The sequence below is a fragment of the Lysinibacillus sp. NPDC092081 genome, assembly GCF_044755845.1.
In the GTDB taxonomy this organism is placed as follows: domain Bacteria; phylum Bacillota; class Bacilli; order Bacillales_A; family Planococcaceae; genus Lysinibacillus.
In genome coordinates this window covers 313,236-334,432 of record NZ_JBIVRU010000001.1, presented here as the reverse complement: position 1 = coordinate 334,432, position 21,197 = coordinate 313,236, and the positions used below count along the sequence as shown (strand labels likewise).

The 21,197-nt window shown below is 35.2% G+C and carries 35 protein-coding genes; 28 read left to right on the top strand and 7 right to left on the bottom strand.

From position 1 onward, the window contains the following. The first annotated feature begins 5 nt into the window (after positions 1 to 5). Positions 6 to 812, top strand: coding sequence for a phosphonate ABC transporter, permease protein PhnE (gene phnE / locus ACIQLB_RS01760; protein WP_400720152.1), 807 nt, complete (start codon positions 6 to 8; stop codon positions 810 to 812). A 183-nt stretch (positions 813 to 995) separates the two neighbouring features. Further along, positions 996 to 1,730: a hypothetical protein gene (locus ACIQLB_RS01755; protein ID WP_400720150.1), complete on the top strand. Its 735-nt coding sequence runs from the start codon at positions 996 to 998 to the stop codon at positions 1,728 to 1,730. A gap of 44 nt (positions 1,731 to 1,774) precedes the next feature. Here the strand turns inward: ACIQLB_RS01755 and ACIQLB_RS01750 are convergent, their stop codons facing one another. Both ACIQLB_RS01750 and ACIQLB_RS01745 read right to left on the bottom strand, forming a co-directional pair. After that, positions 1,775 to 2,968, bottom strand: coding sequence for a tyrosine-type recombinase/integrase (locus ACIQLB_RS01750; RefSeq protein WP_483869696.1), 1,194 nt, complete (start codon positions 2,966 to 2,968; stop codon positions 1,775 to 1,777). Between the two features lie 57 nt (positions 2,969 to 3,025). Continuing rightward, positions 3,026 to 4,363, bottom strand: a complete 1,338-nt coding sequence (locus ACIQLB_RS01745; RefSeq protein WP_400720146.1) for a helix-turn-helix domain-containing protein — start codon at positions 4,361 to 4,363, stop codon at positions 3,026 to 3,028. Positions 4,364 to 4,535: 172 nt separating this feature from the next. On the opposite strand from ACIQLB_RS01745, the gene ACIQLB_RS01740 reads away from it, so the two are divergent. The 7 genes from ACIQLB_RS01740 (at position 4,536) to ACIQLB_RS01710 (ending at position 7,238) form a co-directional block, all read left to right on the top strand. After that, positions 4,536 to 4,748 (top strand): helix-turn-helix domain-containing protein, encoded by a 213-nt coding sequence (locus ACIQLB_RS01740; protein WP_400720144.1) that lies wholly within the window; start codon positions 4,536 to 4,538, stop codon positions 4,746 to 4,748. A gap of 34 nt (positions 4,749 to 4,782) precedes the next feature. After that, positions 4,783 to 5,052 (top strand): hypothetical protein, encoded by a 270-nt coding sequence (locus ACIQLB_RS01735; RefSeq protein ID WP_400720142.1) that lies wholly within the window; start codon positions 4,783 to 4,785, stop codon positions 5,050 to 5,052. Positions 5,053 to 5,112: 60 nt separating this feature from the next. Next, positions 5,113 to 5,430 (top strand): hypothetical protein, encoded by a 318-nt coding sequence (locus ACIQLB_RS01730; RefSeq protein WP_400720140.1) that lies wholly within the window; start codon positions 5,113 to 5,115, stop codon positions 5,428 to 5,430. 38 nt (positions 5,431 to 5,468) lie between these two features. Further along, the gene (locus tag ACIQLB_RS01725; protein WP_400720138.1) at positions 5,469 to 5,774 is read left to right on the top strand and encodes a hypothetical protein; all 306 of its coding nucleotides are present in this window, start codon (positions 5,469 to 5,471) and stop codon (positions 5,772 to 5,774) included. Next, positions 5,759 to 6,361, top strand: a complete 603-nt coding sequence (locus ACIQLB_RS01720) for a hypothetical protein (RefSeq protein WP_400720136.1) — start codon at positions 5,759 to 5,761, stop codon at positions 6,359 to 6,361. Before ACIQLB_RS01725 ends, ACIQLB_RS01720 begins: the two co-directional genes overlap by 16 nt. A 103-nt stretch (positions 6,362 to 6,464) precedes the next feature. Continuing rightward, positions 6,465 to 6,716 (top strand): hypothetical protein, encoded by a 252-nt coding sequence (locus tag ACIQLB_RS01715; RefSeq protein WP_400720134.1) that lies wholly within the window; start codon positions 6,465 to 6,467, stop codon positions 6,714 to 6,716. Next, positions 6,717 to 7,238: an ERCC4 domain-containing protein gene (locus ACIQLB_RS01710; protein WP_400720132.1), complete on the top strand. Its 522-nt coding sequence runs from the start codon at positions 6,717 to 6,719 to the stop codon at positions 7,236 to 7,238. A gap of 123 nt (positions 7,239 to 7,361) precedes the next feature. On the opposite strand, the gene ACIQLB_RS01705 is transcribed toward ACIQLB_RS01710, so the two are convergent. After that, entirely contained in the window at positions 7,362 to 7,640 is a 279-nt protein-coding gene (locus ACIQLB_RS01705) for a group-specific protein (protein ID WP_400720130.1), read from the bottom strand. A 178-nt stretch (positions 7,641 to 7,818) separates the two neighbouring features. On the opposite strand from ACIQLB_RS01705, the gene ACIQLB_RS01700 reads away from it, so the two are divergent. The 13 genes from ACIQLB_RS01700 to ACIQLB_RS01640 all read left to right on the top strand — a co-directional run bounded on the left by ACIQLB_RS01700 (position 7,819) and on the right by ACIQLB_RS01640 (position 15,346). Further along, positions 7,819 to 8,112 carry a hypothetical protein gene (locus tag ACIQLB_RS01700; RefSeq protein WP_400720128.1) on the top strand — a complete coding sequence of 98 codons (294 nt, stop codon included), beginning with the start codon at positions 7,819 to 7,821 and terminating at the stop codon, positions 8,110 to 8,112. Positions 8,113 to 8,446: 334 nt separating this feature from the next. Continuing rightward, positions 8,447 to 9,067 carry a BRO-N domain-containing protein gene (locus tag ACIQLB_RS01695; protein ID WP_400720126.1) on the top strand — a complete coding sequence of 207 codons (621 nt, stop codon included), beginning with the start codon at positions 8,447 to 8,449 and terminating at the stop codon, positions 9,065 to 9,067. Between the two features lie 253 nt (positions 9,068 to 9,320). Beyond that, complete coding sequence (locus ACIQLB_RS01690) at positions 9,321 to 9,752, top strand: hypothetical protein (RefSeq protein ID WP_400720124.1); 432 nt, start codon at positions 9,321 to 9,323, stop codon at positions 9,750 to 9,752. Positions 9,753 to 9,756: 4 nt separating this feature from the next. Next, the gene (locus tag ACIQLB_RS01685) at positions 9,757 to 10,386 is read left to right on the top strand and encodes a hypothetical protein (RefSeq protein ID WP_400720122.1); all 630 of its coding nucleotides are present in this window, start codon (positions 9,757 to 9,759) and stop codon (positions 10,384 to 10,386) included. Between the two features lie 54 nt (positions 10,387 to 10,440). Continuing rightward, positions 10,441 to 11,256 carry a hypothetical protein gene (locus ACIQLB_RS01680; protein WP_400720120.1) on the top strand — a complete coding sequence of 272 codons (816 nt, stop codon included), beginning with the start codon at positions 10,441 to 10,443 and terminating at the stop codon, positions 11,254 to 11,256. A 34-nt stretch (positions 11,257 to 11,290) separates the two neighbouring features. Continuing rightward, entirely contained in the window at positions 11,291 to 11,482 is a 192-nt protein-coding gene (locus ACIQLB_RS01675; protein ID WP_400720118.1) for a hypothetical protein, read from the top strand. A gap of 135 nt (positions 11,483 to 11,617) precedes the next feature. Beyond that, positions 11,618 to 11,866: a hypothetical protein gene (locus ACIQLB_RS01670; protein ID WP_400720116.1), complete on the top strand. Its 249-nt coding sequence runs from the start codon at positions 11,618 to 11,620 to the stop codon at positions 11,864 to 11,866. Between the two features lie 4 nt (positions 11,867 to 11,870). Continuing rightward, positions 11,871 to 12,857, top strand: coding sequence for a tape measure protein (locus tag ACIQLB_RS01665; protein WP_400720114.1), 987 nt, complete (start codon positions 11,871 to 11,873; stop codon positions 12,855 to 12,857). Then, positions 12,793 to 13,959, top strand: a complete 1,167-nt coding sequence (locus ACIQLB_RS01660) for a phage tail tape measure protein (protein ID WP_400720113.1) — start codon at positions 12,793 to 12,795, stop codon at positions 13,957 to 13,959. Before ACIQLB_RS01665 ends, ACIQLB_RS01660 begins: the two co-directional genes overlap by 65 nt. A gap of 91 nt (positions 13,960 to 14,050) precedes the next feature. Further along, positions 14,051 to 14,332, top strand: coding sequence for a hypothetical protein (locus ACIQLB_RS01655; protein WP_400720111.1), 282 nt, complete (start codon positions 14,051 to 14,053; stop codon positions 14,330 to 14,332). A 58-nt stretch (positions 14,333 to 14,390) separates the two neighbouring features. Beyond that, complete coding sequence (locus ACIQLB_RS01650) at positions 14,391 to 14,636, top strand: terminase small subunit (RefSeq protein ID WP_400721639.1); 246 nt, start codon at positions 14,391 to 14,393, stop codon at positions 14,634 to 14,636. Then, positions 14,581 to 14,997: a hypothetical protein gene (locus ACIQLB_RS01645; protein ID WP_400720109.1), complete on the top strand. Its 417-nt coding sequence runs from the start codon at positions 14,581 to 14,583 to the stop codon at positions 14,995 to 14,997. Before ACIQLB_RS01650 ends, ACIQLB_RS01645 begins: the two co-directional genes overlap by 56 nt. Positions 14,998 to 15,052: 55 nt before the next feature. After that, positions 15,053 to 15,346 carry a hypothetical protein gene (locus ACIQLB_RS01640; protein WP_400720107.1) on the top strand — a complete coding sequence of 98 codons (294 nt, stop codon included), beginning with the start codon at positions 15,053 to 15,055 and terminating at the stop codon, positions 15,344 to 15,346. A gap of 381 nt (positions 15,347 to 15,727) precedes the next feature. Here the strand turns inward: ACIQLB_RS01640 and ACIQLB_RS01635 are convergent, their stop codons facing one another. Continuing rightward, a complete protein-coding gene (locus ACIQLB_RS01635; protein ID WP_258859113.1) occupies positions 15,728 to 15,943 on the bottom strand; it encodes a helix-turn-helix transcriptional regulator in 216 nt (71 codons plus the stop codon). A 327-nt stretch (positions 15,944 to 16,270) separates the two neighbouring features. Between ACIQLB_RS01635 and ACIQLB_RS01630 the strand changes: the two genes are divergently transcribed. The 6 genes from ACIQLB_RS01630 (at position 16,271) to ACIQLB_RS01605 (ending at position 18,768) form a co-directional block, all read left to right on the top strand. Further along, a complete protein-coding gene (locus ACIQLB_RS01630; RefSeq protein WP_400720105.1) occupies positions 16,271 to 16,450 on the top strand; it encodes a hypothetical protein in 180 nt (59 codons plus the stop codon). 129 nt (positions 16,451 to 16,579) lie between these two features. Then, entirely contained in the window at positions 16,580 to 16,897 is a 318-nt protein-coding gene (locus ACIQLB_RS01625) for a hypothetical protein (protein ID WP_400720103.1), read from the top strand. Positions 16,898 to 16,901: 4 nt separating this feature from the next. After that, complete coding sequence (locus tag ACIQLB_RS01620) at positions 16,902 to 17,225, top strand: hypothetical protein (protein ID WP_400720101.1); 324 nt, start codon at positions 16,902 to 16,904, stop codon at positions 17,223 to 17,225. Beyond that, complete coding sequence (locus ACIQLB_RS01615) at positions 17,218 to 17,538, top strand: S24/S26 family peptidase (RefSeq protein ID WP_400720099.1); 321 nt, start codon at positions 17,218 to 17,220, stop codon at positions 17,536 to 17,538. The genes ACIQLB_RS01620 and ACIQLB_RS01615 overlap by 8 nt, the downstream gene beginning before the upstream one ends. Before the next feature lie 211 nt (positions 17,539 to 17,749). Then, positions 17,750 to 17,992 carry a hypothetical protein gene (locus tag ACIQLB_RS01610; protein WP_400720097.1) on the top strand — a complete coding sequence of 81 codons (243 nt, stop codon included), beginning with the start codon at positions 17,750 to 17,752 and terminating at the stop codon, positions 17,990 to 17,992. 179 nt (positions 17,993 to 18,171) lie between these two features. After that, a complete protein-coding gene (locus ACIQLB_RS01605) occupies positions 18,172 to 18,768 on the top strand; it encodes a hypothetical protein (protein WP_400720095.1) in 597 nt (198 codons plus the stop codon). A gap of 351 nt (positions 18,769 to 19,119) precedes the next feature. Here ACIQLB_RS01605 and ACIQLB_RS01600 read toward each other — a convergent pair whose 3' ends face one another. The 3 genes from ACIQLB_RS01600 to ACIQLB_RS01590 form a co-directional block, all read right to left on the bottom strand. Further along, entirely contained in the window at positions 19,120 to 19,332 is a 213-nt protein-coding gene (locus ACIQLB_RS01600) for a hypothetical protein (protein WP_400720093.1), read from the bottom strand. A 74-nt stretch (positions 19,333 to 19,406) separates the two neighbouring features. Then, complete coding sequence (locus ACIQLB_RS01595; RefSeq protein WP_400720091.1) at positions 19,407 to 20,195, bottom strand: hypothetical protein; 789 nt, start codon at positions 20,193 to 20,195, stop codon at positions 19,407 to 19,409. 528 nt (positions 20,196 to 20,723) lie between these two features. Then, positions 20,724 to 21,101, bottom strand: a complete 378-nt coding sequence (locus ACIQLB_RS01590; RefSeq protein WP_400720089.1) for a hypothetical protein — start codon at positions 21,099 to 21,101, stop codon at positions 20,724 to 20,726. Between the last annotated feature and the right edge of the window lie 96 nt (positions 21,102 to 21,197).

The following is a 21,197-nucleotide window of genomic DNA, read 5'->3' as shown; positions in this document are numbered from 1 at the left end:
ATGCTATGAATGCAATCGACAAGCAATTACAATTACAACCAAATCGACGCATGTCATACATCATGACCATCTTTATTTTAAGTCTTTTATTTGTATGGTCTGTGTCAACAATTCATTTTGAAAATGTATCGTTAAATGGGTCCAAGATTGCTAAAAACATATTTGTAGGACTGCTAAATCCTGATTGGTCATTAATCTTTAATGTGTCTACTGGTGGTATCCCTTATTTATTAATCGAAACAATGGCAATTGCCTTTCTCGGTACGATTGTAGGTGCATTGTTGGCAATACCTTTGGCCTTTTTATCAGCTTCAAACATTATGCCAAAGCCAATTGCATTTGTAGTTCGTTTTTTATTAATCATCATTCGCACTATTCCAGCAATTATTTATGGACTTATGTTTATCAGGGTAACTGGCCCTGGCCCATTTGCTGGTGTGTTAACAATGTCATTGACGTCTATCGGAATGCTATCAAAGTTATATGTAGATGTAATTGAGGACTTAGATAAAAGTGTACTTGAGTCAATGGAGGCTATCGGCTGCACATTAATGGAGAAAATCCGATTTGGAATATGGCCACAGCTGACGGCATTATTTTTATCTATTGTGATCTACCGTTTTGATATGAATTTGCGTGATGCAACAGTACTCGGCCTAGTTGGGGCTGGCGGAATAGGAGCACCACTTATTTTTGCTATGAATGCCTACAAGTGGTCAGAGGTAGGCGCTATTTTATTGGGATTAATTTTGCTTATTTTAGTCGTGGAGTATGTTTCAAACCGTATACGAACAAAGCTTGTCAGAGGATAAAGTGGTAAAATTTTTATCATAATAAAAAATGCGGCAATCCTGAATAGTATCGACTATTCAGGATTTTTGAATTACTGTTCAAAAGAAGGATTTTCAATCTTTAAAAGTTTTTTACTTGAAAAAATGGCGAATTCGATTTACTCTCTTTAGAGATACTTGTTTAATGGACTTGGAGGATATGGAATGCACGGAATTTATATACGCTATAATGTCTTAGAAGAAACCCCAGCAGCACAATGGCCCCAAAAAATGGATGCATTTGCGTATGTTCAACGAGGAAAGCCACAACAAGACAATGATAACTTGCTATCGATGGAAGAGCTAAAAAGCCATGCCATTCGCTATATTAAAAGCTTAAAAGACAATGCAGGTGATCATTTAGTAGAACAACGCAATGGTGAAATTGAGCACTTTGATCGACGCTATATGGAATCGTTAAAGGTAAAGGAAAGCATCGATTCACAGCTTATTAATCTAGAAGAAATTCGTTTACTTTTACAGTTAATGAATGTATTGAATTTATCACATGGTTTCGGAGAAAATGCTGGAAAGCTGCTACGTCAAATTACCCCATATGCAAAAGAGGTAGAGCACCCAACATTCCAAACAACTCGTGTTGAGCGACATTTTTATTCTGAACTAATTGAACAAATTGAAGTAGTCTATGCACGAATTATGCGTCACCACAACCCATCAACAACTGAAATGCAGCATTCAGAAAAGATATGGACAGGAGTTTGTGAGCAAGCAATTGAAAAGGTTGAATCGCGAATTGAACGCTTGTCTTCTATCATGTTAAAGCATGAGAAAAATTTGCTAGAGTTTAGTCAATTAAAACAGCAAAATATTGAGGCAAAGGAACGCCTAGATATTGCTGTCAATGATCTTGATGCTATTTTAAATGTACTAGAATCTTAAAGGCATTGTTAATGCCTATATAATGCGGTTTGAGGTGTGGTTAGCTATGAGCTAGCCCCACTATTAGCCCCATTTCCAATAGCACGGTCAAATATGTCGATAATCTTATCTTCCATTTCTTTCAATACATGCCCGTATGTTGTATGGATTATTTCTGGCGTATTCCCTAAACGTTCGGCAATGGCTTTCACAGGAATATCATTATTCATCAAAATTGTAGCATGTGTGTGCCGTAAACCGTGTATAGTGGTAGCTGGTAACCCAACTGCTGCTAAAATACGGTTAAAAGTGGCATTTAATCCTGTAGAAGCAAAAGGTTCAATAGTATTAGGTGATATAAAAATAAAGGAATTATCTTTCGTAATATCGTCATGTAATTTCCGACCATGCGACAGCAACAGTGCTTTAACAGCTGTTCGATAACTCTTCAACTGCTGCAAAACAACTTCATCTATTTTTATGGTACGCTCACTATTCTTTGTTTTCGTGGAGTCCACACCGTTACTACCTCTATGACGCTCAATGGTAATCGTTTGATTGGTAAAGTCGATATTCCGCCATTGAAGCCCCAATGCCTCACCTTTACGCATACCCGTATAAGCAATCGTCAAAAATAAACTGTAATAGGCAATATCTTCGTGTTGCTTGATATGATTTAGTAATAAACTTAACTGCTCAGGTGTAAGATAATTTTTATTTGCTTCTTTTCCTCTTAGAGAAGGCAAGACAGTTCCATGGAATTTATTCCGTGTTAGGATTTCTTCTTCTACCGCTGCATTGATAGCAATTTTAAATAAATCGTGAAGTAATCTGACCGTACTAGGTTTATATTTCTTTTCTAATTCATTAATGTAATGTTTTTGATAGATCGCTTTTGTTAGTTGTTGTAGTTTAAAATGACCGATTAATGGCTTCATTTGTATACGAATAGCCATTTCGCGTTGTTTCTGTGAAGCAATTTTCCATTTTTTTTGATTAGTTTCATACCACATATCTAGCCATTGTCCGACAGTTAGGTTATCATTTTCTATATGTTTAGTTTCACCTCGCAGCGTTGCGGCCTTAATTTCCAGTAGGGCCTTCAATGCTGCTTTTTCTGTTTTAAAACCACTTTTCTTCTTTTCTCTCAGCTTCCCAGCAGCATCATAATACTTATGCCGAAACATCCATAGTTTTTCTTTATTTACATTGAAATAATGATATATTTCAGGTTCTTTTGCTGATTTGTATAATTTCACCTTGTCCATTCCTTTCATGCTTGGCGGCGTGTGTACAGGAATAGGTGAGTTTGGTGATTATTGATTATAGTTAGTAAACTGAGTACGAATACTTTCAAGTGTATTTATAATTAGTTGCTTGTCTTTGTCTGTTAAAGGGATACCTTGGAAGTTAACTTTGTCATCTAAATGGAGTAAAGTTTGAACATCGAAAAAAGAACGTTCCGCATCTTTAAGAGAAATACGTTCTAAAAATTTTCGACCATTTACTGTTGTTTCTCTTGTTGCAGGTACATTGAAAGTAAAGACATGTTCGTCATTTTTTAATGAGTCATGTTTTTGTTGGTTTAGATTAGGCACTTTTATTTTAGAAAGATCAGGTATTTCAAACTCTAGTTCGACTTTTGGATTTATCAAAGAATGTAAAGTCATGGTGAGGTTTTCAATTGTTTTCCCACTTTCTAAATCTGCCCGAATTTCTAATAATTCACTTAAATTAATTTCAAAAGCTTTCATAAATTTATTATTATTGTTGCGTAGGGTCTGTAAGAGCTCATATTCTTTAGGATCACTAACTTTTTTATCATCCCATGTTAATTTGCCAAATTCATGATCTATTGCCTTGCTTTGCTCATAATACGAACGTAATTTACTTTGGACAACTTGAATCAAGCTATCGACTCTTAACAATTCCTCGGAATTTAGAGAACTTAAAATTTTATCGTGAAAGAATTTATCTAACTTTTTAGCATTAATAATTTGTTCATTTATTTTTTTTAACTCCTCGTATTTATCTTCATTCACCTTTTTGCCTTTAGCTTTTTCGATATTAAATGATTCAAGGGCATCTTGGAATGTTTCTTCTATCTCGTTAGTTCCCACAGCTAACATATCCAGAAATTCGTCAGTTAACAGATAGTCAAAATTATTACATCCTTTTTCGGTTGAAAGGTATATATACATAAAAGGAAATCCTATGGTTTCAGCTAATTTTGAAATTTGAAACTCATCAGGTTCGATCTTATCTTCTAGCATTTGTTTTAGTAATGGTTCTGGTATTTCTGATTTCTTAGACAGATCCTCCAAAGTAAGCTTTTTTGAACGCAAAGCGGATTCGAGAATATTACCTATAGTTGTTCTTCCGCTAGTTTTTATTTTTAGTTTTAATCCACCATTTTTAATTTTGCCGATAGATTCGATAATCTCCTCGTTAACATAACCTGCCTTTGTCATTAATTCCATGTAATCAACATTTAAGCCTTTAGACAACTTTTTTAAGGCCTCAGGAGCAGGCTTTCTACTTCCTCTTTCATAATTCCCAATACTTACGCGAGACAATCCAGAACGCTCAGCAAGCTCTTCCTGAGTCATATTAAGTGATTCTCTAAGTGTTTTAATTATTTCTCCTATCATCATTAGGCACCACCTTTTTATAAAGTATAACACAAAAGAAAACAAATGAAACATTTTGAATGCGAATACAGTTGACAAGATAACAAATGAAACATATCATAAAGCCGTGATAACGAATGAAGCATTGTTATTTTTTGTTAACGAGTGAAGCTTTGAAAGAAGGGGGAGAATTTACATGATTGGAGTTAAATCTAAAAATGCGTTTCTTGAAGCCATATATAAAAATGGTTATTCATTAACACATTTAGCTGAAAAGGCTGGCATGAGTCAAAGTAACCTTTCGAATGTACTAGGTGGGAGAAATGGCATTTCACCAAAAAAAGCAAAAGTGATTATTGGGATTTTGAGTGTTGAGTTTGATGATTTATTTTGTGTAATTACAAAATGAAAAAACAATTACGTTTTGAAAGAGAGGTAGTGTAATGATTCCTGCAAATATTGCGGTCAATATCGATAAGAACGAAGTAAGAAAGTATATTGAAAAGCGGCTTGATGAAGAAGTAAGAGAGGCATTCCTACTTATCGATTTGAAAAAAATGTCGGAATTGCTTTGTATGTCAGAGAGACACATTACCGAGGAGTTGCTTCATGATCCGCGTGTGAAAGTTTGCGAAGTTCGTAAAAATCGTAAGAGATGGTGGTTTTATAAACCAGTACTCGAAGCTATAGAAACTGTTGTCTCAGAATGGTAAAACGCAACTTGGCGGGGCGTGTGTACAGGAATAGGTGAGGGCGAATGGAGGTCAAAGGAAATGCATGAAAATCTAACAAACGATGAATTACGTGTCTATCGCATTTTAGAAGGGTTGAGAGAATCAGAGAGTTTAACAGGTTCACAAATTATGGAGCGATTAATGATTAAAGATCGCCGCTATTTTCACCAGCTTATTTTTGAATTACGGTTGAAGGGAGTACCTGTAGTAAGTATAAAGAGCGGTAATCATTCAGGCTACTGGTTAGCACGAAATAGAGATGAGCTTGCATCTTATTTACATGATAAGGAACAATATATAGCCACTCATAAAAAAATCATTGAAGCAATGAGAGGTGCTGCAGAAGTAATTTTTTAAGGAGTGTAGCAACTAATGAATAGGTAGGGGGTGTGATGTTGGAACCACCATACATTAATAGAGTGGAAAAAGATAAAAATTACACAGTCGTTAACAATGGTTACATATTTGATATTCGTTTGAGTTTGAAGGCGAAAGGATTGTTAACGATGATGCTTTCAAGACCTGACGATTGGGTGTTTTATATGGACGAATTACAGACACATTCGACAGACGGTGAAAAATCATTAAGAGCAGGATTTAAAGAATTACAAGAACATAGATACCTAAAAAATTTCCTGTTTATGGAAATAGAAAAATTACTAAATGGGTCACAGTTGTTTATGAAGTGTCACAAACCTTAGAACCACCTGTACTTGCCCAAAAGGTAGAAGTACAAAACGTAGATGTAGTTTTTGTAGATGTACAAAAGGAAGGGCTACTAAGTACTGATATTAACCAAGTATTAAATAAACAAAGTATTGATGTACCAATTATTGATAAACAAAGTACTGATGAAATAAAGACAGACAAACTAAGTACTAAAAAAGACAGACCGACGACATCTTTTAAAGACTCTTTTCACGACCCTAGTATTACTAATAGCGTAGATAAAGAAAAAGAAGAAAAGAAAAAAGAAAAAACAGTCGTCGGTCAGTCGGTCCATTCTCCAGTAGATTCAAATGGATTAGAAAAACAATCTTTAAACACTCGTAACCGCTCAGAACAGATAGCGAGCATCGAAAAATCAATCCGGTTCACTTTCGATACTGTTGATGAAAATGTTTATAAAGAAATCTCAGGTTGGCTCATGATGTACGATTGCGAATCTATCATGAAAGCATTACAAGAAACAGCTCAGCTGGAAGAAACGCCAACTAAACTTAGTAGCCATATATTGAATATGTTGAACGAATGGAAGAAGCAAAGTCTAAAAGCTATGAGTGGTTAACGTCATTAGAAGCAAACAGAAAGCTAGTGGACATTAATACTTGTCCTAAAATTGAAATCTTTTCTAGGGCTGTTTAAACACTATTGGAAAGGATGGTAGGAACATGGGGGACGTAATAAATTTTCCTGATTTAGATAACGTATGTATTCAAATTGAACGTACAGAGGCTTTTATACAGACAGCGAACGAATTAAGTGCATTCTTAAAAGCTTTACCTTTGAGTCATGACGAGAACAATAAATTAGTTGAGCTAATGGTGAAACATGTGAAAAAAGCGGAAACAGGAGCATTTTTACAAGGCTTTAGCATGGGCTATGAATTTAACGAGTATCAAGGGGATGGAGGTAGTCTATGAATGATTACTAAATTCAAATATACAGACACGGAACTAAAAAAGCTCCTCTCGTCAATGGTGATACTCATTGATACGAGGGAGCAAGTGAATCAGCATATTATAAACTTTTTCCAAGTCAATAATATCCCATATACATCTATAAAGCTAGATACAGGGGATTATAGTGCTATGATTCCGCAAAATTTCGAGCTGGGTATATACCGAGACACCTACTTTCCATTCACTGTGGAACGTAAGAACAGTATTGACGAGTTAGCTAGTAGTATCAAGGAGGAGCGGTTTGAACATGAATTGATCAGATCGCAGAAATCACATTTTACTCTGTTGGTCGAAGGTAGTTACTCCGACTTGGTACATGGTAACTACAGAAGCCAATACAATTCCAAAGCATTACTAGCACGAATCAAAACGTTTGAAGCACGCTACCGCTTCTCTACAACCTTTTTGAATGATAGGCAATTAAGCGGTAACTGGATATACAATCATCTTTATTATCATGTTCGAGCCGCGTTGAAAGGATAGAGATGTTGGTCCTGGAACTACTTGTGTCAAATATGACTCTCACTAAAAAGATAAATCAGCACTTTAGGCAGCCTTAAAAGAAACATTCTTAGATTTCGGAGGCCTTAAAAAGGTGAACACCTACTAAGAGCGTGGTTGTCGTTTCAACCAATTGCTTAGAAAATTTTCTGTTTCTTTAGATGGCATAAGCCACTTAGTACCGACTTTATATTTAGGGAAATCTGGATGATAAAAAAACTGTTCGAGAATGAACGATCTGCTCATACATGTTCGGCGGCATAGCTCCTTTATGTCCCAGTAGATTAGACCTGCATTAATTTCTTGAATCTGTGCTTTGATTTCTTTCTGTACAAGATGTTCCATTTCAGCTTTATCGATAGAAACGGTAATTATTGAGTTCATATTTATATCTCTCCTTTGGTAGTAAATCATACAGTCGATAATTAGGCTGTGAAAATGGCGTGTTTTTAATGTAGTACTACAAACAAAGGTTGCATAACATTGCAATCATTACAGTTTCAATGGGCACACATAAAGCCAGGAAGTATTTTTATACGTTTTCAGTGAAGGAGTGTCAATTTTGAATCTTAAATTCGATTGGGATTGGATGCGAGAATACTATGCACGATCTCAATGTATTAGCCGTACATCGTTAAAGGACGTTTCCAAGCTCTTTGGTGTACCTTATCAAACTGTTAGAAGAGTAGCAGCGAAAGAAAACTGGATAGGCAACGTTGCTGTATGTCGATGTGCAGAATTAATCGAGTATTTCCCAAGTGTTGAATACCAAGAGCGATATTTGGAATTGGCTGTACCGTTAGTGCATCGAAATTATGAGAAGTTGGAAGAAATGAAACGGTTCGATGAATGGTAACGTTACGAAACAAACAACGTTCCTTTTGAAAGGCTACAAAAGCCAAGATAAATTATGCTTTCGATGCATTGGACATGTTGAGAAATGTTAAGGTTGCAACGTTCCAAAACGGAACTCAATTCGCTTCCCAAACGGAACAGGACAATAAGAAAACGTAAGGTATTCGTGATGTTAGAGCCTTGCAAAACCTAGTATTTTACGGAGTACTCCATTGCAGTACTCCAATCAACTTCGACAATTCTTCGTAGTACAATTCATGCTGCAGAACTAAAAAGGATGCAACCTTTTCATGCGAAGGTTGCAATGTTTGAAAAATGAAAGGAGGAATAATCTATTGAAAATCAAAACAGATAATTGGCTCGATTATGAAATTCGTTTCGTGGAAATTGAAGGTGAGTGGTGGGGAATTGCTAAAGATATTGCAGATGCCCTTGGTTATGTAGATTCTCAAGCAATGGTTAGACATATAAAAAGTAAATTTCTGCAAACAGTCAAATTGACTGTTGGTAAAAATAAGGGGAATGGTAAGTTTACAGCAATATCCGAACAAGGGATTTACAAAGCAATAACTCGTTCACAAAGACCTGAAGCAGAGGCATTTGAAGATTGGATATTTGAAGTAGTTAAAACACTTCGCCAGTCGTCAGGGTTAGAAGGTTTTCAAATCTTTAGGATGCTAGACAAAGTGCATCAAAAGGAAACAATGGCTAAGCTGCAACAATCATTGCTAGAACCAACAACGGTGAACTTTATAAAAGCAAACACAATTGCTAACAAAGCAGTTTCTAGTCGTCATGGACACGTGAAATCTCTAAAGAAAAATCAGATGACACCTGAGATGTTAATTGAACGAGAGCCAATCTTATCCGATACTGTTGATTTAATGATCGCAAAAGAGAAATTCCGACTTGATTTGTCAGTCAGTAAGAAAGTGTATGAAAAGTATGTGCATTAACAGGCAGTAAACTTATTAATACGTGGTTAAAAACAAACAAATACATGAATTCAAACATTAATAGTGTGCTTCTAAAATGCAACCATGCTAACTTTTGCTAACATTTTTCCGTATTAAGGATACAAGAAATTCAAAGGTATGTGATTGGTAGGAGGCTAATAACCGCTTCAAAGATGTTGGCTTTTGTCGGCAACTAGTTTCTTAAAATGTTTGCAAATATGAGCGCATTGCATATAAGGGATGGTGAGAGACATTGACTTTAGATGAACTAAAACGCCTTTTTAAAAAGCAAATACCAGCTGCGTACGAATCATTAAAAGAAGCGGAAGCCATGCCAAAAGGTGAGGTGAAACGCTATAAAATTTCGGCAGCTATCGAGGTGATCGAAATGGCTCAAGAGGTACTCGCAAGTTGCTGGGATGAATTGAAGTTTAAGGACGAGCTTATTTTAGTCCATAGACTCGAAAATGTGCCAAGAGAGCGTACAGCTATGATTTTCTTTGATTATGTAAATACCGAACCCACAAGGGCTATAAAAAATTTAAAAGCATTAGAGAATTTAGCGTACAAAAGACTACTTAAGCTTTTAAACGATCAGGAAATCCGTTTAGAGGATGTTTCAAACACTAGCCAACAAAGTATGGCTGATCGCTTAAAAGCAAGAGAACAACGAATGAAAGGGTGATAGCATGCTAACAGACAGTCAATTTTGGGCGTACTTACATGCACAACGAGAATTAGAAGAAATCGAACGAGTATATCAAGCAGAGCGACAAGAAGCTTATGAAGGTATTGCTCCGACGATAACAGGTTTCGATTATGGTAGTGGCCGTATCTACAAATTGGCTTGTCACGTTGAAGATTATGCTAGTTACCTGGTAGAGCTTTATGAAAAACGAAATCAGCGCATGGATAAAGTAAAAAAGCGTGTTGAAATATTAGGAGAAGCGGTTTCCCTTCTTTATGACGACGAACGAGCACAATACGAAGCTTGGAAAGTAAATCCTGTTGATTTATACCATGATGTATTAAAAACGCTGAGAGAGTGCTTGAGCTACGTTTTAGAGCGTGAACAAATAAAAGAAGGTGCTCATGAAATGTCAGTGACTGAATGGGATGCACGGATAGAGGCGATGGATGATGAAGAACTGTTTTCAGATTACTGGGATAGGAATGGTTCATTCGATCAGGACATTATGAAAAGACGCGAGAAAGAAAAACAGTATGGCCGAGTTGATTTATCTGAAAGAGCGTTACAGAACTATGCTGAAAAGTTTACGGTAAAAAACCGCTTCCGTAAGATAGCAGCCTGTTATTAGTTGTGTAGGTACTCTATGCATTTCGAAAGTAACTACATAGAAAGGAGCAACGTCATGTTTTGTGTCATTCAGAAAATACAAAAGAAGAAGCCAGATCCGTATGGCACACATAAAGAAATCAATGTTACTGAGACAACATTTGGCTTTGTTGGTGAAGAACCTAAGACGTCATACGGTTACACATACAGTAATGAACGATTTGAAAGGCCTGTATTAGATGCCTATAAAATTAGCATTCATCATAGTTATCGAGAAAATGGTAAGGTAAAAAAGAAACAATGGGTTATCTGTACAATGGGCTACTATGATTTTATAGATTCCTGGTACGGCGATCATTATATTAGAGGTTCTTTAGAGGTGAAATTAAATGAAATGGGCATTGATGAAGATACCTTTCATGAAATGATTAATGCTAAATTGGGGCCACTTGTCGAACAAATTGAATTAGAGTTTCAACAAACTGAAGAATATAGGATAAAGAAGAAACATGATGCAATTTTAGAAACACATAGAAAAGTTCAAAAGGCTTTCGAGGATTTATATGGTGAAGACACATATAGATATAGCTATGACGTGTTCGGGGAGTTGAGGAATCCTGAATACTTAGAAAAAGTAATGGCTGACAAAAAGACACGTGACGAATATACGAGACGTAGTTACGAGGAAAGTTTCAAACGTAACTACAATAATTATTCGGGTGATGGCGGTAGTTATTCAACTACTTCTACTGGTAACTACAACGAAAATGAAAAGAAGATGCTACATGAAATCTATAGAATGGCCTCCAAGAAGTTTCACCCAGATGCTTGTGGTGATAATGGCGGCAAAATGAAGTTTTTAACGAAGTTGAAAGAGCAATGGGGGCTTTGAGTTAGAAAAGGGCAGTCAAAAAGGGGGTAGCAGAATGGATCTATTAAAATTAGACTTAAATGGCGCTTTATATGTACCAGCTGAAAAACTAATTGGTCCTTGCGTAATTGTGGTATCAGGTGGAAAGGCAAAATTGAAACCTTTACAAGCCTTTGGAACATTGGAAGTTATTGTACAAGATAATAAGGTTTCTCGTATTAATAACAAGGAATCTATTGTGTTTTAAGGTATAATAGAAGTAGAAAAATAGAATAAAAGTCTATCGGAAGAACCGAGGACAACAAGCGAAATTGGGCAATACACCCCGTTTCCGTTTGTTGTCCTTTTTTTATGCAAAAAGGCAAGAAATGAGGGTTGGAAAGTGGACTCAAAGGAATTATTTTCAGAAGAACAAAGGTTATGGCTATCCAAAATGAACTTACTGCAAGAAGAAATAAATCTATTCAACTTAAAAACCAAACGATTAGAGATTGATTTGCAATTATGTACAAACAAAAAGAGCTTAAAACACATTAAAAGAGCTTACAAAAAGCACTTGGAATCATGGGGAAAACTCAAAGAGAAACTGAAATTGCTAGGGGAACAGTATGAAGCACTGAAGAGAGGGTGATTAAATGAGTAGCATGCGTGACATGTTTGTCGGTATTTACTTTCAAGATGAAGCATCCAAGGATATAGACAAAATTGATAAAAAGATGGACGAAGCTGAGCGTACAGTAATGGGGCTCGGAACAAAACTAGGCAAAACATCTTCTGGTTTTAGTTCGATGGGTAAAGTTGGTATGAACTCTGCAGCATCTGTTAGCAATGGTATGAATCAAAGTGTGCAAAGCGTCGGAAAGCTTAACCAGAAAGTCGGAGAAACTGGAAGAGGCTTTGGTAGATTAAAAGATACAATCATTGGTGTTGGTACAGCTGTCGGTGCAGTCAAAGTTATCGATAAAGCTATGAGTATGGTTAAAGGTGCTGTAGATGGTGCAATCAACCGTGTTGATACATTAGCTGGATTCCCTGTGGTTATGGAGAAAATGGGCTTTACTAGTGAACAAGCTACAGGAGGTATTAACAAACTTGCTGATGGTATTCAAGGCCTACCAACTACACTAGATGGCATTGTAGCAAGTACGCAAAACATCTCTCTTATGACCGGAGACTTAGATAAAGCAACTGACACAGCTTTAACCTTAAATAACGCTTTTTTAGCATCCGGATCAGATGCTATGGATGCAGAACGTGGTCTTGATCAGTATGTAAAAATGTTGTCTAAAGGTAAAGTCGAGGCTGATAGTTGGAGTACATTGCAAGAGACGATGGGGTTTGCACTTAATAAGACCGCCTCAGCATTTGGTTTCACAGGAAAATCAGCACAACAAGATTTATATAAAGCTTTACAAAAAGGTAAAATCACGTTTGATCAATTTAATAATAAACTTATTGATTTGAATGGTGGTGTCGGTGGATTCGCCGAAATTGCTAAAGATGGTAGTGCCGGTATCGGTACTTCATTCACTAACATGAACACGAAGGTTACGCGTGGTGTTGCAGGCATCATCCAAATCAATTCAAGGAGTGCTCGCTGGAACACCATTAAAATCAATTGAGAATGTGTTAGGTCTAGTAGGTAATGGATTTAGTAACGCATTAGGTCTAGTCGCTGAAAAAATAAAGGGTATCGATGCCAAGCAGTTAGGTGATAGATTGAGCCAAGGTTTTGAAACTGTCAAAAGTGTAGCGATTCCAACGTTAGGAGCAATTAGAACAGGTCTAGGTTGGATGGTTGACAATAAAGATATCGTAATAGCAGCTGCTACCGGTATTGCATCTGGATTTGCGGCGTTCAAAACTATTAAAACAGCTGTGAGCATATTTGATTCAGTAAAAGAAGTTGGTGGTTTAGCTGGAACTTTTGCAAAATTAACTAATCCGGTAGGTATTGCTACGGTTGCTATAGGTGGACTTATTACAGCCGGAATCTATTTATATCAAAATTGGGATACCGTAAAGGAAAAGGCGCTAGGACTTTGGAAAACTTTAAGAAACAATCCTATGGCCGCATTAGTTGCTGGTCCAATTGGCGGACTTATTGCCGCCGGTATATCTTTATATAACAATTGGGACACGGTTATGGAGAAAGCAGGCGAATTATGGGGCAAAGTAACAGAGGTATTTGGTGGTATTTATGACTGGGGAGTTCAAAAAATCCAACCAGTAACAAGCTTTTTCCAAGGGCTATATAACAAATTTACCGATTTTAAAAATGCAATTACGAGCTTTAAGCTGCCTGATTGGGTTTCGTCAGTTGGCGGAGCAATAAGTGGCGCAGCCAGCAAAGCTTGGAATTTTGTATCAGGATCTCCTGATGGTTCACACGCTACTGGTTTAGAACGAGTACCGTTCGATGGCTATGTGGCCGAACTACACAAAGATGAGGCTGTTTTAACAGCAAATCAATCAAACGCGCTACGAAGTGCAGGGATATTGAGCCAAGGTAGTTCAGGTACACCAGAGTTAAATCTTGATAATAACACTTCTGAATCTGTTCCAGCGTTCAACAATACTGATAAGCAAAACAATACACCAGCTAACAATGGTGGTGGTCATCAATTTGTTTTTCATATCACAGGTGACAATCCTATGGATATTGCACAAAAAGTACGTGAAGTTATTAGCGATATGCTTGATTCAGAAATGCAAACGATATAAGAGGGCAGAGTTTGGTTGGTTTTGAGAGCAAAAATTTATTACATATATTTCATCTCCTGGTTTATGATTGGATAGTTAGGGGGGTGAAATTATGAAAATGGAAGTACTTTATTGTCAGAATGGTGATACATCATCTATTGAAAAACTTTATTCAGGTGATAGTAGTAAAATTAATAATATAAATATAACTATGGATCAGTTAGAGTCATACGAGATGTTTATCGTAAAAGTAAAAGAAGATTTTAAAAAAGTTAGAGTATGTATGAGACAAGATAACATCCCGACAAGACCAGAATTCGCACTAAGGAAATACTATTTAGTTCCAAATGATATGGATCAAAAAGATATAAATATTGGACCTCAAACCGTGTAGAAATACACGGTTTTTTTGTTACTAAAATTAAAAGCAACTAGCATAATGGGGTGATGCCATTGGGAAAGTAAAGAAACTAACACTGAAACAACAAGCTTTTGCAGACTTCTATATTGAGTTAGGTAATGCTACTCAAGCAGCTATTAAAGCTGGGTACAGTCAAAAGACAGCATATAGTATCGGTGATGAGAACCTGAGAAAACCTGAAATAAAATCCTATATTGAAAAACGGATGGAAGAATTAATATATGAGAGAGTTGCTAAAAAATGGAGTGGGTATTTTCCAATGTTTTACTGGAGTTAGTACCTATTATAAAATAATTGATAAATCAAATAATAAAGGTGGTATGGTTGTGGGTAAAAAAGACGATACAAATCAAGTTAATATTGAGGTTAAAATAGCTGAACTCGAACTAGAATTAGTTAAATTAAAAATTGAGCAAGTAGCGGAAGAGGCTTTTTTACAAGGAGTAGAGTATGGAAAACAACAGCATAAATGGCCACCTTTGTTAACAAATTCAGATTTAAAGGAAATATTTCAGTGTAGTGATACAGTAGTACATCAATTGAAAAATATATCTGGCTTTCCGAAATTCCCATATATGCAAGCGAGATATCCACGAGATGAGGTATTTGAGTGGATAAAAAATAATACGAAAAACTGAAATTTTTGGACATAAGAAAAGTGTTTTATGTTAGAAATGGGGGGGTATTTAAGAAATGAAAAATATTGATGTTAAGATAACTCTGGATGACGAGGCTATGACTATCATTAAGCAAGAAGTTAAACAACAGATTGATGAATATGTAAGACAAGATCTTATTCTTTGTGATATAGATGAGTTGGTTCGTTTAACTTGTATGAGTAAATCTTACTTAGAGGATTTTTTTCTTCATGATCCAAGAGTGAGACAATATCAACGCCGCAGAGGACCTAAAGGAAAAAGATTCTGGATTTACAAGCCTACGGTGGAAACGATAGAATACATAGTAACCCATGAATGGGGAATATAAAATCACACGGGCAGGTGTGCGAAAGGATGGTCAAATTTGACCATCCTTTTCTATATAATACTGCATTAAATTTTATGCAAGCTCTTCTTAATACTATCGAGGAGTGCCTAAATTTAGGCGTGAAGAAATTCGTGAATGCCACTCTTCTTAGAGTAAAGTTGTACTAATCTCTAATTTCTAGTCGTTAGATATTGTTAGCGGATATGCAAATTGCCCATAGAGATGAAAAAGTCAGATGGTTGAACTTTCATCAAACTAAGTTTCACCGCTTCGAAAATTTCGAAGTCGTTAGTGGCTCCGAATGAGGTTTTAATAATTTTATGACCGTTTCTATACACAAAGCATCCGCTCTAAGAGAGTAGATGCTTTTTTGTGCTGTTATTAGATTTTTTCACCGTTTTTTAGAAAGAAGAAACCTTCAAATTCAACTTCTAACACTTCAGCAATTTTCTTTAAATCTTGTTCACTAAAGTTATCCTTCTTCAATTTCGTATTAATGTTTTGTCGGGATTGTCCAAGTAGTTCAGCGAGATCTTGGACTGACATACTTTTTCTGTTTAATAAAACTTTAATTTTTTCCCCCATTGTTAAAGACACTCTAACACCTCCTACAACTTAATTATATCATGAATCACAAAAGTTTCGACAATTAATTTATTTACAAAAGCAATATTTTGTTTTACAAAACACTTGATTTTGACAACTAAATGATTTACAGTGGAAACACAAAGATTTACGAATAACCATCAATGGTTAGTCGGTGAATGGACTAGAAATAGCCGATATGCGTTATGAAGGGAGGTAAATGTATGAAGGTGCTAACATCACAAGAACGCCAGAAAATAACTCGAGCCATGCTAAAAGGTTATATGAAATTGCTCACACAGCAAATAAAAAAGTGTCTAAGAGGAGGGGTGGAATGATATGCGTTTACGAAACACACTTGATTATCTAAAAGAACAAATCTATACAGCTGGAGCCGAATGGAAAGAAACGAAGGATAGTGGGTTGCTGACAGAGTTAAATGCGTTAATAGCGGCTAGCAATGCGATTGAGGTTTATTTGTATGACCAGCGTATTACTGTAATTACCGATTGTATTTGAAAACAACAGTGTACAAATAAAGTAACTAACGTACCAGGAACGCCAGGAAATAGTCAGAGTCATGTTTAAAGGTTATATGCAGCAACTAATACAGCAAATTAAATAGCAATTGAAAGCGGAGGTGTACTTATGAAATTGAACCTACAAGACATGTACTATATCCAAAGTACAGTAAAAGAAAACTTGTTAATTTTAGAAACTGTACACAACAGCACTGGCCATGTATTGCATAAGTATGAACAGGTTCTTAAAAACAAAGATGAAGCGGCTTTTTTGATTGAAGCTTATAGACAATACATGTTGGTTGAAGACCGAGCGATTATTTTGATGATTAAGGAGCTAGCTGATCTTTTCAGTATCGACTATAGAAAAACTAATTTTGAAGAATTAATGCAATTGATTACCCAAAAGGCAAAAGAACAATTCAATGTAGGGCTAGGGAGGTAGGGAAATGCAAAGGCTCGCAAAAGATATATTCTCAATTCATAGCACATACGAAGACAGCCTTTTGACTTTAGAACTTGTTTATACGGAAACAAATATGGTTTTGTGTGAATTTGAAAGAACGGTAAGGGATGCTCAAAATGTACCCGAATGGATTGAACAATATAAAAGGCATCTATTAGAAGAAAACAACGCCTTTTATTATGCATTAGAGGGGTTTGCAGATTTCTTTGAGGTTGATTACAAAAGGAAATCAGCTAATGAAGTAGCAACGCTTATTAATTTAAAAATACAGGAATTAAAAGATAGGGGAGAACTAAGTAATGACTAAGACATTTATTCTTGAAGTATCAAATGACAACGAGTTTTTAGGGCTATTAGAAGGTGATGAGGTGCTAGTTTCAACAGTAGAACAGCCTCGAAGCAACGGTAAGGATTTAGCGGTATTTGAAGCGGCTGGGGAGCATTTTATTAGCGCATTTACCCGCTTTGGAAATCAAATTATGCTGCTGGGTGAATGTATCCAGGTAGTGCGTGAACATCAGGTGAAGATTATTGGCAAGGTGATTGGTGGCAGCTTTGAAAGAAAAGAAAAAGCCGCAGCGTTTGCAGACGCTACAGCCGAATTGATTCATGCCCTTTGATGTGCAGGGATAGTTTATCATACAGCTTTAATATATAGCAATTAGATAAGCCTTACACCACAAAGTAAGGCTTTTTTTGTTGCTTTGAACTGTATCAAACAGCCAAAACACTTTGAGTTGAGAGGGCGGAGTTTGGTGTGGTTTTGTGAGCAAAAAGTTGTTACATATATTTCAACTCCTGGTTTATGATTGAAAGAAAGGAGGTGATTATATGGCTCAATATACAATGCATTTTTATTTAGATAACGGAGATATAGTTTCTACACCAGAAATCGAAGCTAATTCATATAAAGATGTTTTCGGAACTTTTTATGAAGTGAATGATTTAGGAATGATAAACATTGAATTGGATACAGAATCTATATTCATCCCCGTGAATAAAATTTCTAAAATTAAAGTCACTAACGATACAGAAGTGGCAAAGAATATGGGTGTAAGTTTTATGTCCTTTTAAAAACAAAATTATTTCAACCACTCTTTTTTGGGTGGTTTTTATTTTGCCCTGAAAAGTGAGTATCGAGCAGAGTTTCCTCCCCTTTGATTCGTTGGTGCTTGCTTTTGAGAGTGGAATTTGTAGAAAAACGTTCCAATTATTTACCTTTCGAATTATTATAGATTGGGAGGTAAGAGTAAATGAACAAATATGCAAACAGGATTACCAACATAATTATAACTTTATTTCTAGTATTTGTAGCGTCATTGCTAACTATATTAATCGTCTATATTATAAATGTTTCTTTTAAAGATCAAGATACTATCTTGGCGGGTTGTATAGGCTTTATTGGTGCGATAATTGGTGGGTCCATTACTTTAATCGGAGTAAATAAAACCATTGAAAATAACAATTTGAGCAAAAAACTCAGTGATGCTCCAATAAAATTAGAGAAAATAGCGTATAATATTCGTTTTTTAATGGAATTAGTGAAAAACTTCGAGTTTATAGGAATGGACAATTTCCAAAAACCTGATGTCACTTATAATAAGGCAAAAAAATTAATAAGCGATTCCAATTTTATTGAACTTTCAGCAGGTATTAGTCCTGAACTTTATATAAAAACTAGAGAACTAGAATATTTATTAATGGAATTAAATTTAAAATTTAATCAGCAAATCGAACCATATAATCATCCGAAATACTATAAAGATTGTCAGGAGACAATTTTGTATTTAATTAAATATTATGAAAAAGAAGAAAATAAATTAATAGAAATAATTAGAGAAAATTGTTGAAAACACTCATATTGGGTGTTTTTTTATTTTACAAAGCAACTAGCATAATGAGGTGATGCCAATTTGAACGTAAATTAAATCCAAAACAACAAGCCTTTGCTGATTATTTTATGGAGTTTGGCAATTCTACACAGGTAACTATAAATCTATAGAAATATAGTCAAGAACAGCGAATTTATCTAGTTGGTTCCTTAATAGATTTTTTATCAAGAGCGTATAAAAAAATTAAAGGACTTAATCCGATGTAATTATCGAATCAAGTCCTAACCAAGGTTTCCTACGAACTTAAAATTTCCAACTTAACAACAAGTTGATTTAAATAAAGCACTTTTTAAAAAGTATCATCCTTCCCTAATAAGTTAGTGCCAAATTTTTTAATTGTTTTTTTACGGTATTTAACTGATCAGATTTAATTTTATTTTCTCTGATTATTTCCTCTTCTAGGATTTCAAGTTCTTTCATTTTTGCATAATATTCATCCATAGAAATTTTTTCTTTTTGAAAAGCCAACCGTAAAAGTGATTTTTGCGCTTGTAGGTCTTGAATTCTATAATTTTTCATCATATAATTCCCTCCCTTTATTCTAATATACCACAAATAGGATTTTGTATTCCTGATTTTTCATTTGTTATTTTCGATTATTCCTCAGTATCAGATTGTGAATTAGAGTCAATATCTGAATCCTGTTGTATTTGTTCAAGAAGCATAGTGAATACGATTTCTATAATAGTGGAATAAAGCTCAGCTATTCCGAAAATTTCATTATTCATTTCTTCTTGAGCATCTACCGTTAATACACCTATTTCATTAAACGGAATACATATAAGCGCTTTATATTTAGAGGATTTTTCTGGCTTATCCCAATCACTGTCTTTATTTACATCAGGGATATTTAAACTTTCTTTTTTTCTATAAGATCTACCTGCTATAGAGTTATTTAAGCCTAACCTCCGTTTATGTAAGTATTCATCAGGAAATCCAGAACTTCCAATAAATAATTCTAGATACTCTTCTGATGTTTGTTCATCAGTGTCGCTTATCCATAAAGCACAACGGTGCCTTTCAAGACCAGAAGCTTTAATATCTGAAACAAGCCCTTCAACTATCCTTTGAAGAATTTGATAATAATCCTTTTCGTTAGGATCGGTTCCAGAAAATATAGCTTTCAGAAAAGTTCTGGTATGAATAATTACAGAATACAGTTGTTGAGCATTTTCTTTTTGTATTCTGGATTCATCTTTTAATTTAGCAAGTTCTTCATGTAAGTTCGAAACTTTATCCTCTCTACCAATAGCATCGGAATAGCGTTTAACAGTTCTATAGATAGTGATTGCAATTAATAAAATCAGGATTACAAATATAATCGAGGACACTGTAAAGACCCAATCCGGTAGCCTTTTCATCCATTCTTGAATAAATGTTGTCATTGCTTAAACTCCTTAAAAAATTATATTAAGCTAATCTTAGAATAAAGAGGAAAAGGCATCAATAACAAATTTTTGATAAATTTCCCTAGGTTTAATATAGTGTACTAGTATTTTGATGAATTTATTTTCATTTATCATTTGAAGACAAATTTATGATTTTGTACGCACTTTTTCTAATTATGCAATAGTTTATAACTCACACATTCCTGTACACACGCTCGCCATATTTTTATTTGCCTCAATCTAGCCCCACTTTGCCCCAAAATAATTCAGTGTTAAGCTTTATTTTGCGTACTGTTAAATTAAATAAAAATCTCAGATGTATTGGTATATCAATGTTTATAGGCGTTTTTAGGTATAACTTGCATTCATTCCACATTAAATGTACTAGAATCCTAAGAAAAGCATGTCCGCCGATTGGAGCTTCCATATAAAGCCCAATCGGTGACATGCTTTTTATTATCAACTAATATTATGGTATATGTTGTAGTAAAGGACATCCCAACTTTTGGTGATGGGCTGTACTTATTACTTTGCTACGCCATTAGACTGTTCTTTCTTTGAATGACGATAAACACGCAGTAAATCAAGTGCAAGCAACAGCACGATAATATAAAAAATAGGACTTTTAAAGGATAGACCTATTTGCGATTCGCCACCAAGTAAAGTTAGTACAATCCAAAGACCGACTGTATATACTGTTAAGCCAACATAGGCTTTTTTTGAAAGCTTTTTATATCTACCCTTGTCCATCGTGATTTGTACGATTGCAAGAGCTATTAATATAAGAAGGATGATTTTTTTAGACAGTATCTCAGCTGTTGTAGTGTGTGGAAAGAAATCATTGACGAATAGTAAGGTGAAAAATACAAGAATACAAAAATTTAAAATCGTTGAAAGCCTCATGCAATATCTCCTTAGTTGCCATTATTCCCTTTATTGTAACATGGTTCAAAAGGATAAAAATATGTTATTGTTATGCTTAAAATTTATGTAGGGTAA

Bases quoted from the DNA above. Each gene is read 5' to 3' on its own strand.
- phnE (WP_400720152.1), top strand. From the start codon at position 6: ATGAATGCAATCGACAAGCAATTACAATTACAACCAAATCGACGCATG.
- ACIQLB_RS01755 (WP_400720150.1), top strand. From the start codon at position 996: ATGCACGGAATTTATATACGCTATAATGTCTTAGAAGAAACCCCAGCA.
- ACIQLB_RS01745 (WP_400720146.1), bottom strand. From the start codon at position 4,363: ATGATGATAGGAGAAATAATTAAAACACTTAGAGAATCACTTAATATG.
- ACIQLB_RS01740 (WP_400720144.1), top strand. From the start codon at position 4,536: ATGATTGGAGTTAAATCTAAAAATGCGTTTCTTGAAGCCATATATAAA.
- ACIQLB_RS01735 (WP_400720142.1), top strand. From the start codon at position 4,783: ATGATTCCTGCAAATATTGCGGTCAATATCGATAAGAACGAAGTAAGA.
- ACIQLB_RS01730 (WP_400720140.1), top strand. From the start codon at position 5,113: ATGCATGAAAATCTAACAAACGATGAATTACGTGTCTATCGCATTTTA.
- ACIQLB_RS01715 (WP_400720134.1), top strand. From the start codon at position 6,465: ATGGGGGACGTAATAAATTTTCCTGATTTAGATAACGTATGTATTCAA.
- ACIQLB_RS01710 (WP_400720132.1), top strand. From the start codon at position 6,717: ATGATTACTAAATTCAAATATACAGACACGGAACTAAAAAAGCTCCTC.
- ACIQLB_RS01705 (WP_400720130.1), bottom strand. From the start codon at position 7,640: ATGAACTCAATAATTACCGTTTCTATCGATAAAGCTGAAATGGAACAT.
- ACIQLB_RS01685 (WP_400720122.1), top strand. From the start codon at position 9,757: ATGCTAACAGACAGTCAATTTTGGGCGTACTTACATGCACAACGAGAA.
- ACIQLB_RS01680 (WP_400720120.1), top strand. From the start codon at position 10,441: ATGTTTTGTGTCATTCAGAAAATACAAAAGAAGAAGCCAGATCCGTAT.
- ACIQLB_RS01675 (WP_400720118.1), top strand. From the start codon at position 11,291: ATGGATCTATTAAAATTAGACTTAAATGGCGCTTTATATGTACCAGCT.
- ACIQLB_RS01665 (WP_400720114.1), top strand. From the start codon at position 11,871: ATGAGTAGCATGCGTGACATGTTTGTCGGTATTTACTTTCAAGATGAA.
- ACIQLB_RS01655 (WP_400720111.1), top strand. From the start codon at position 14,051: ATGAAAATGGAAGTACTTTATTGTCAGAATGGTGATACATCATCTATT.
- ACIQLB_RS01645 (WP_400720109.1), top strand. From the start codon at position 14,581: ATGAGAGAGTTGCTAAAAAATGGAGTGGGTATTTTCCAATGTTTTACT.
- ACIQLB_RS01640 (WP_400720107.1), top strand. From the start codon at position 15,053: ATGAAAAATATTGATGTTAAGATAACTCTGGATGACGAGGCTATGACT.
- ACIQLB_RS01630 (WP_400720105.1), top strand. From the start codon at position 16,271: ATGCGTTTACGAAACACACTTGATTATCTAAAAGAACAAATCTATACA.
- ACIQLB_RS01625 (WP_400720103.1), top strand. From the start codon at position 16,580: ATGAAATTGAACCTACAAGACATGTACTATATCCAAAGTACAGTAAAA.
- ACIQLB_RS01620 (WP_400720101.1), top strand. From the start codon at position 16,902: ATGCAAAGGCTCGCAAAAGATATATTCTCAATTCATAGCACATACGAA.
- ACIQLB_RS01615 (WP_400720099.1), top strand. From the start codon at position 17,218: ATGACTAAGACATTTATTCTTGAAGTATCAAATGACAACGAGTTTTTA.
- ACIQLB_RS01610 (WP_400720097.1), top strand. From the start codon at position 17,750: ATGGCTCAATATACAATGCATTTTTATTTAGATAACGGAGATATAGTT.
- ACIQLB_RS01605 (WP_400720095.1), top strand. From the start codon at position 18,172: ATGAACAAATATGCAAACAGGATTACCAACATAATTATAACTTTATTT.
- ACIQLB_RS01600 (WP_400720093.1), bottom strand. From the start codon at position 19,332: ATGATGAAAAATTATAGAATTCAAGACCTACAAGCGCAAAAATCACTT.
- ACIQLB_RS01595 (WP_400720091.1), bottom strand. From the start codon at position 20,195: ATGACAACATTTATTCAAGAATGGATGAAAAGGCTACCGGATTGGGTC.
- ACIQLB_RS01590 (WP_400720089.1), bottom strand. From the start codon at position 21,101: ATGAGGCTTTCAACGATTTTAAATTTTTGTATTCTTGTATTTTTCACC.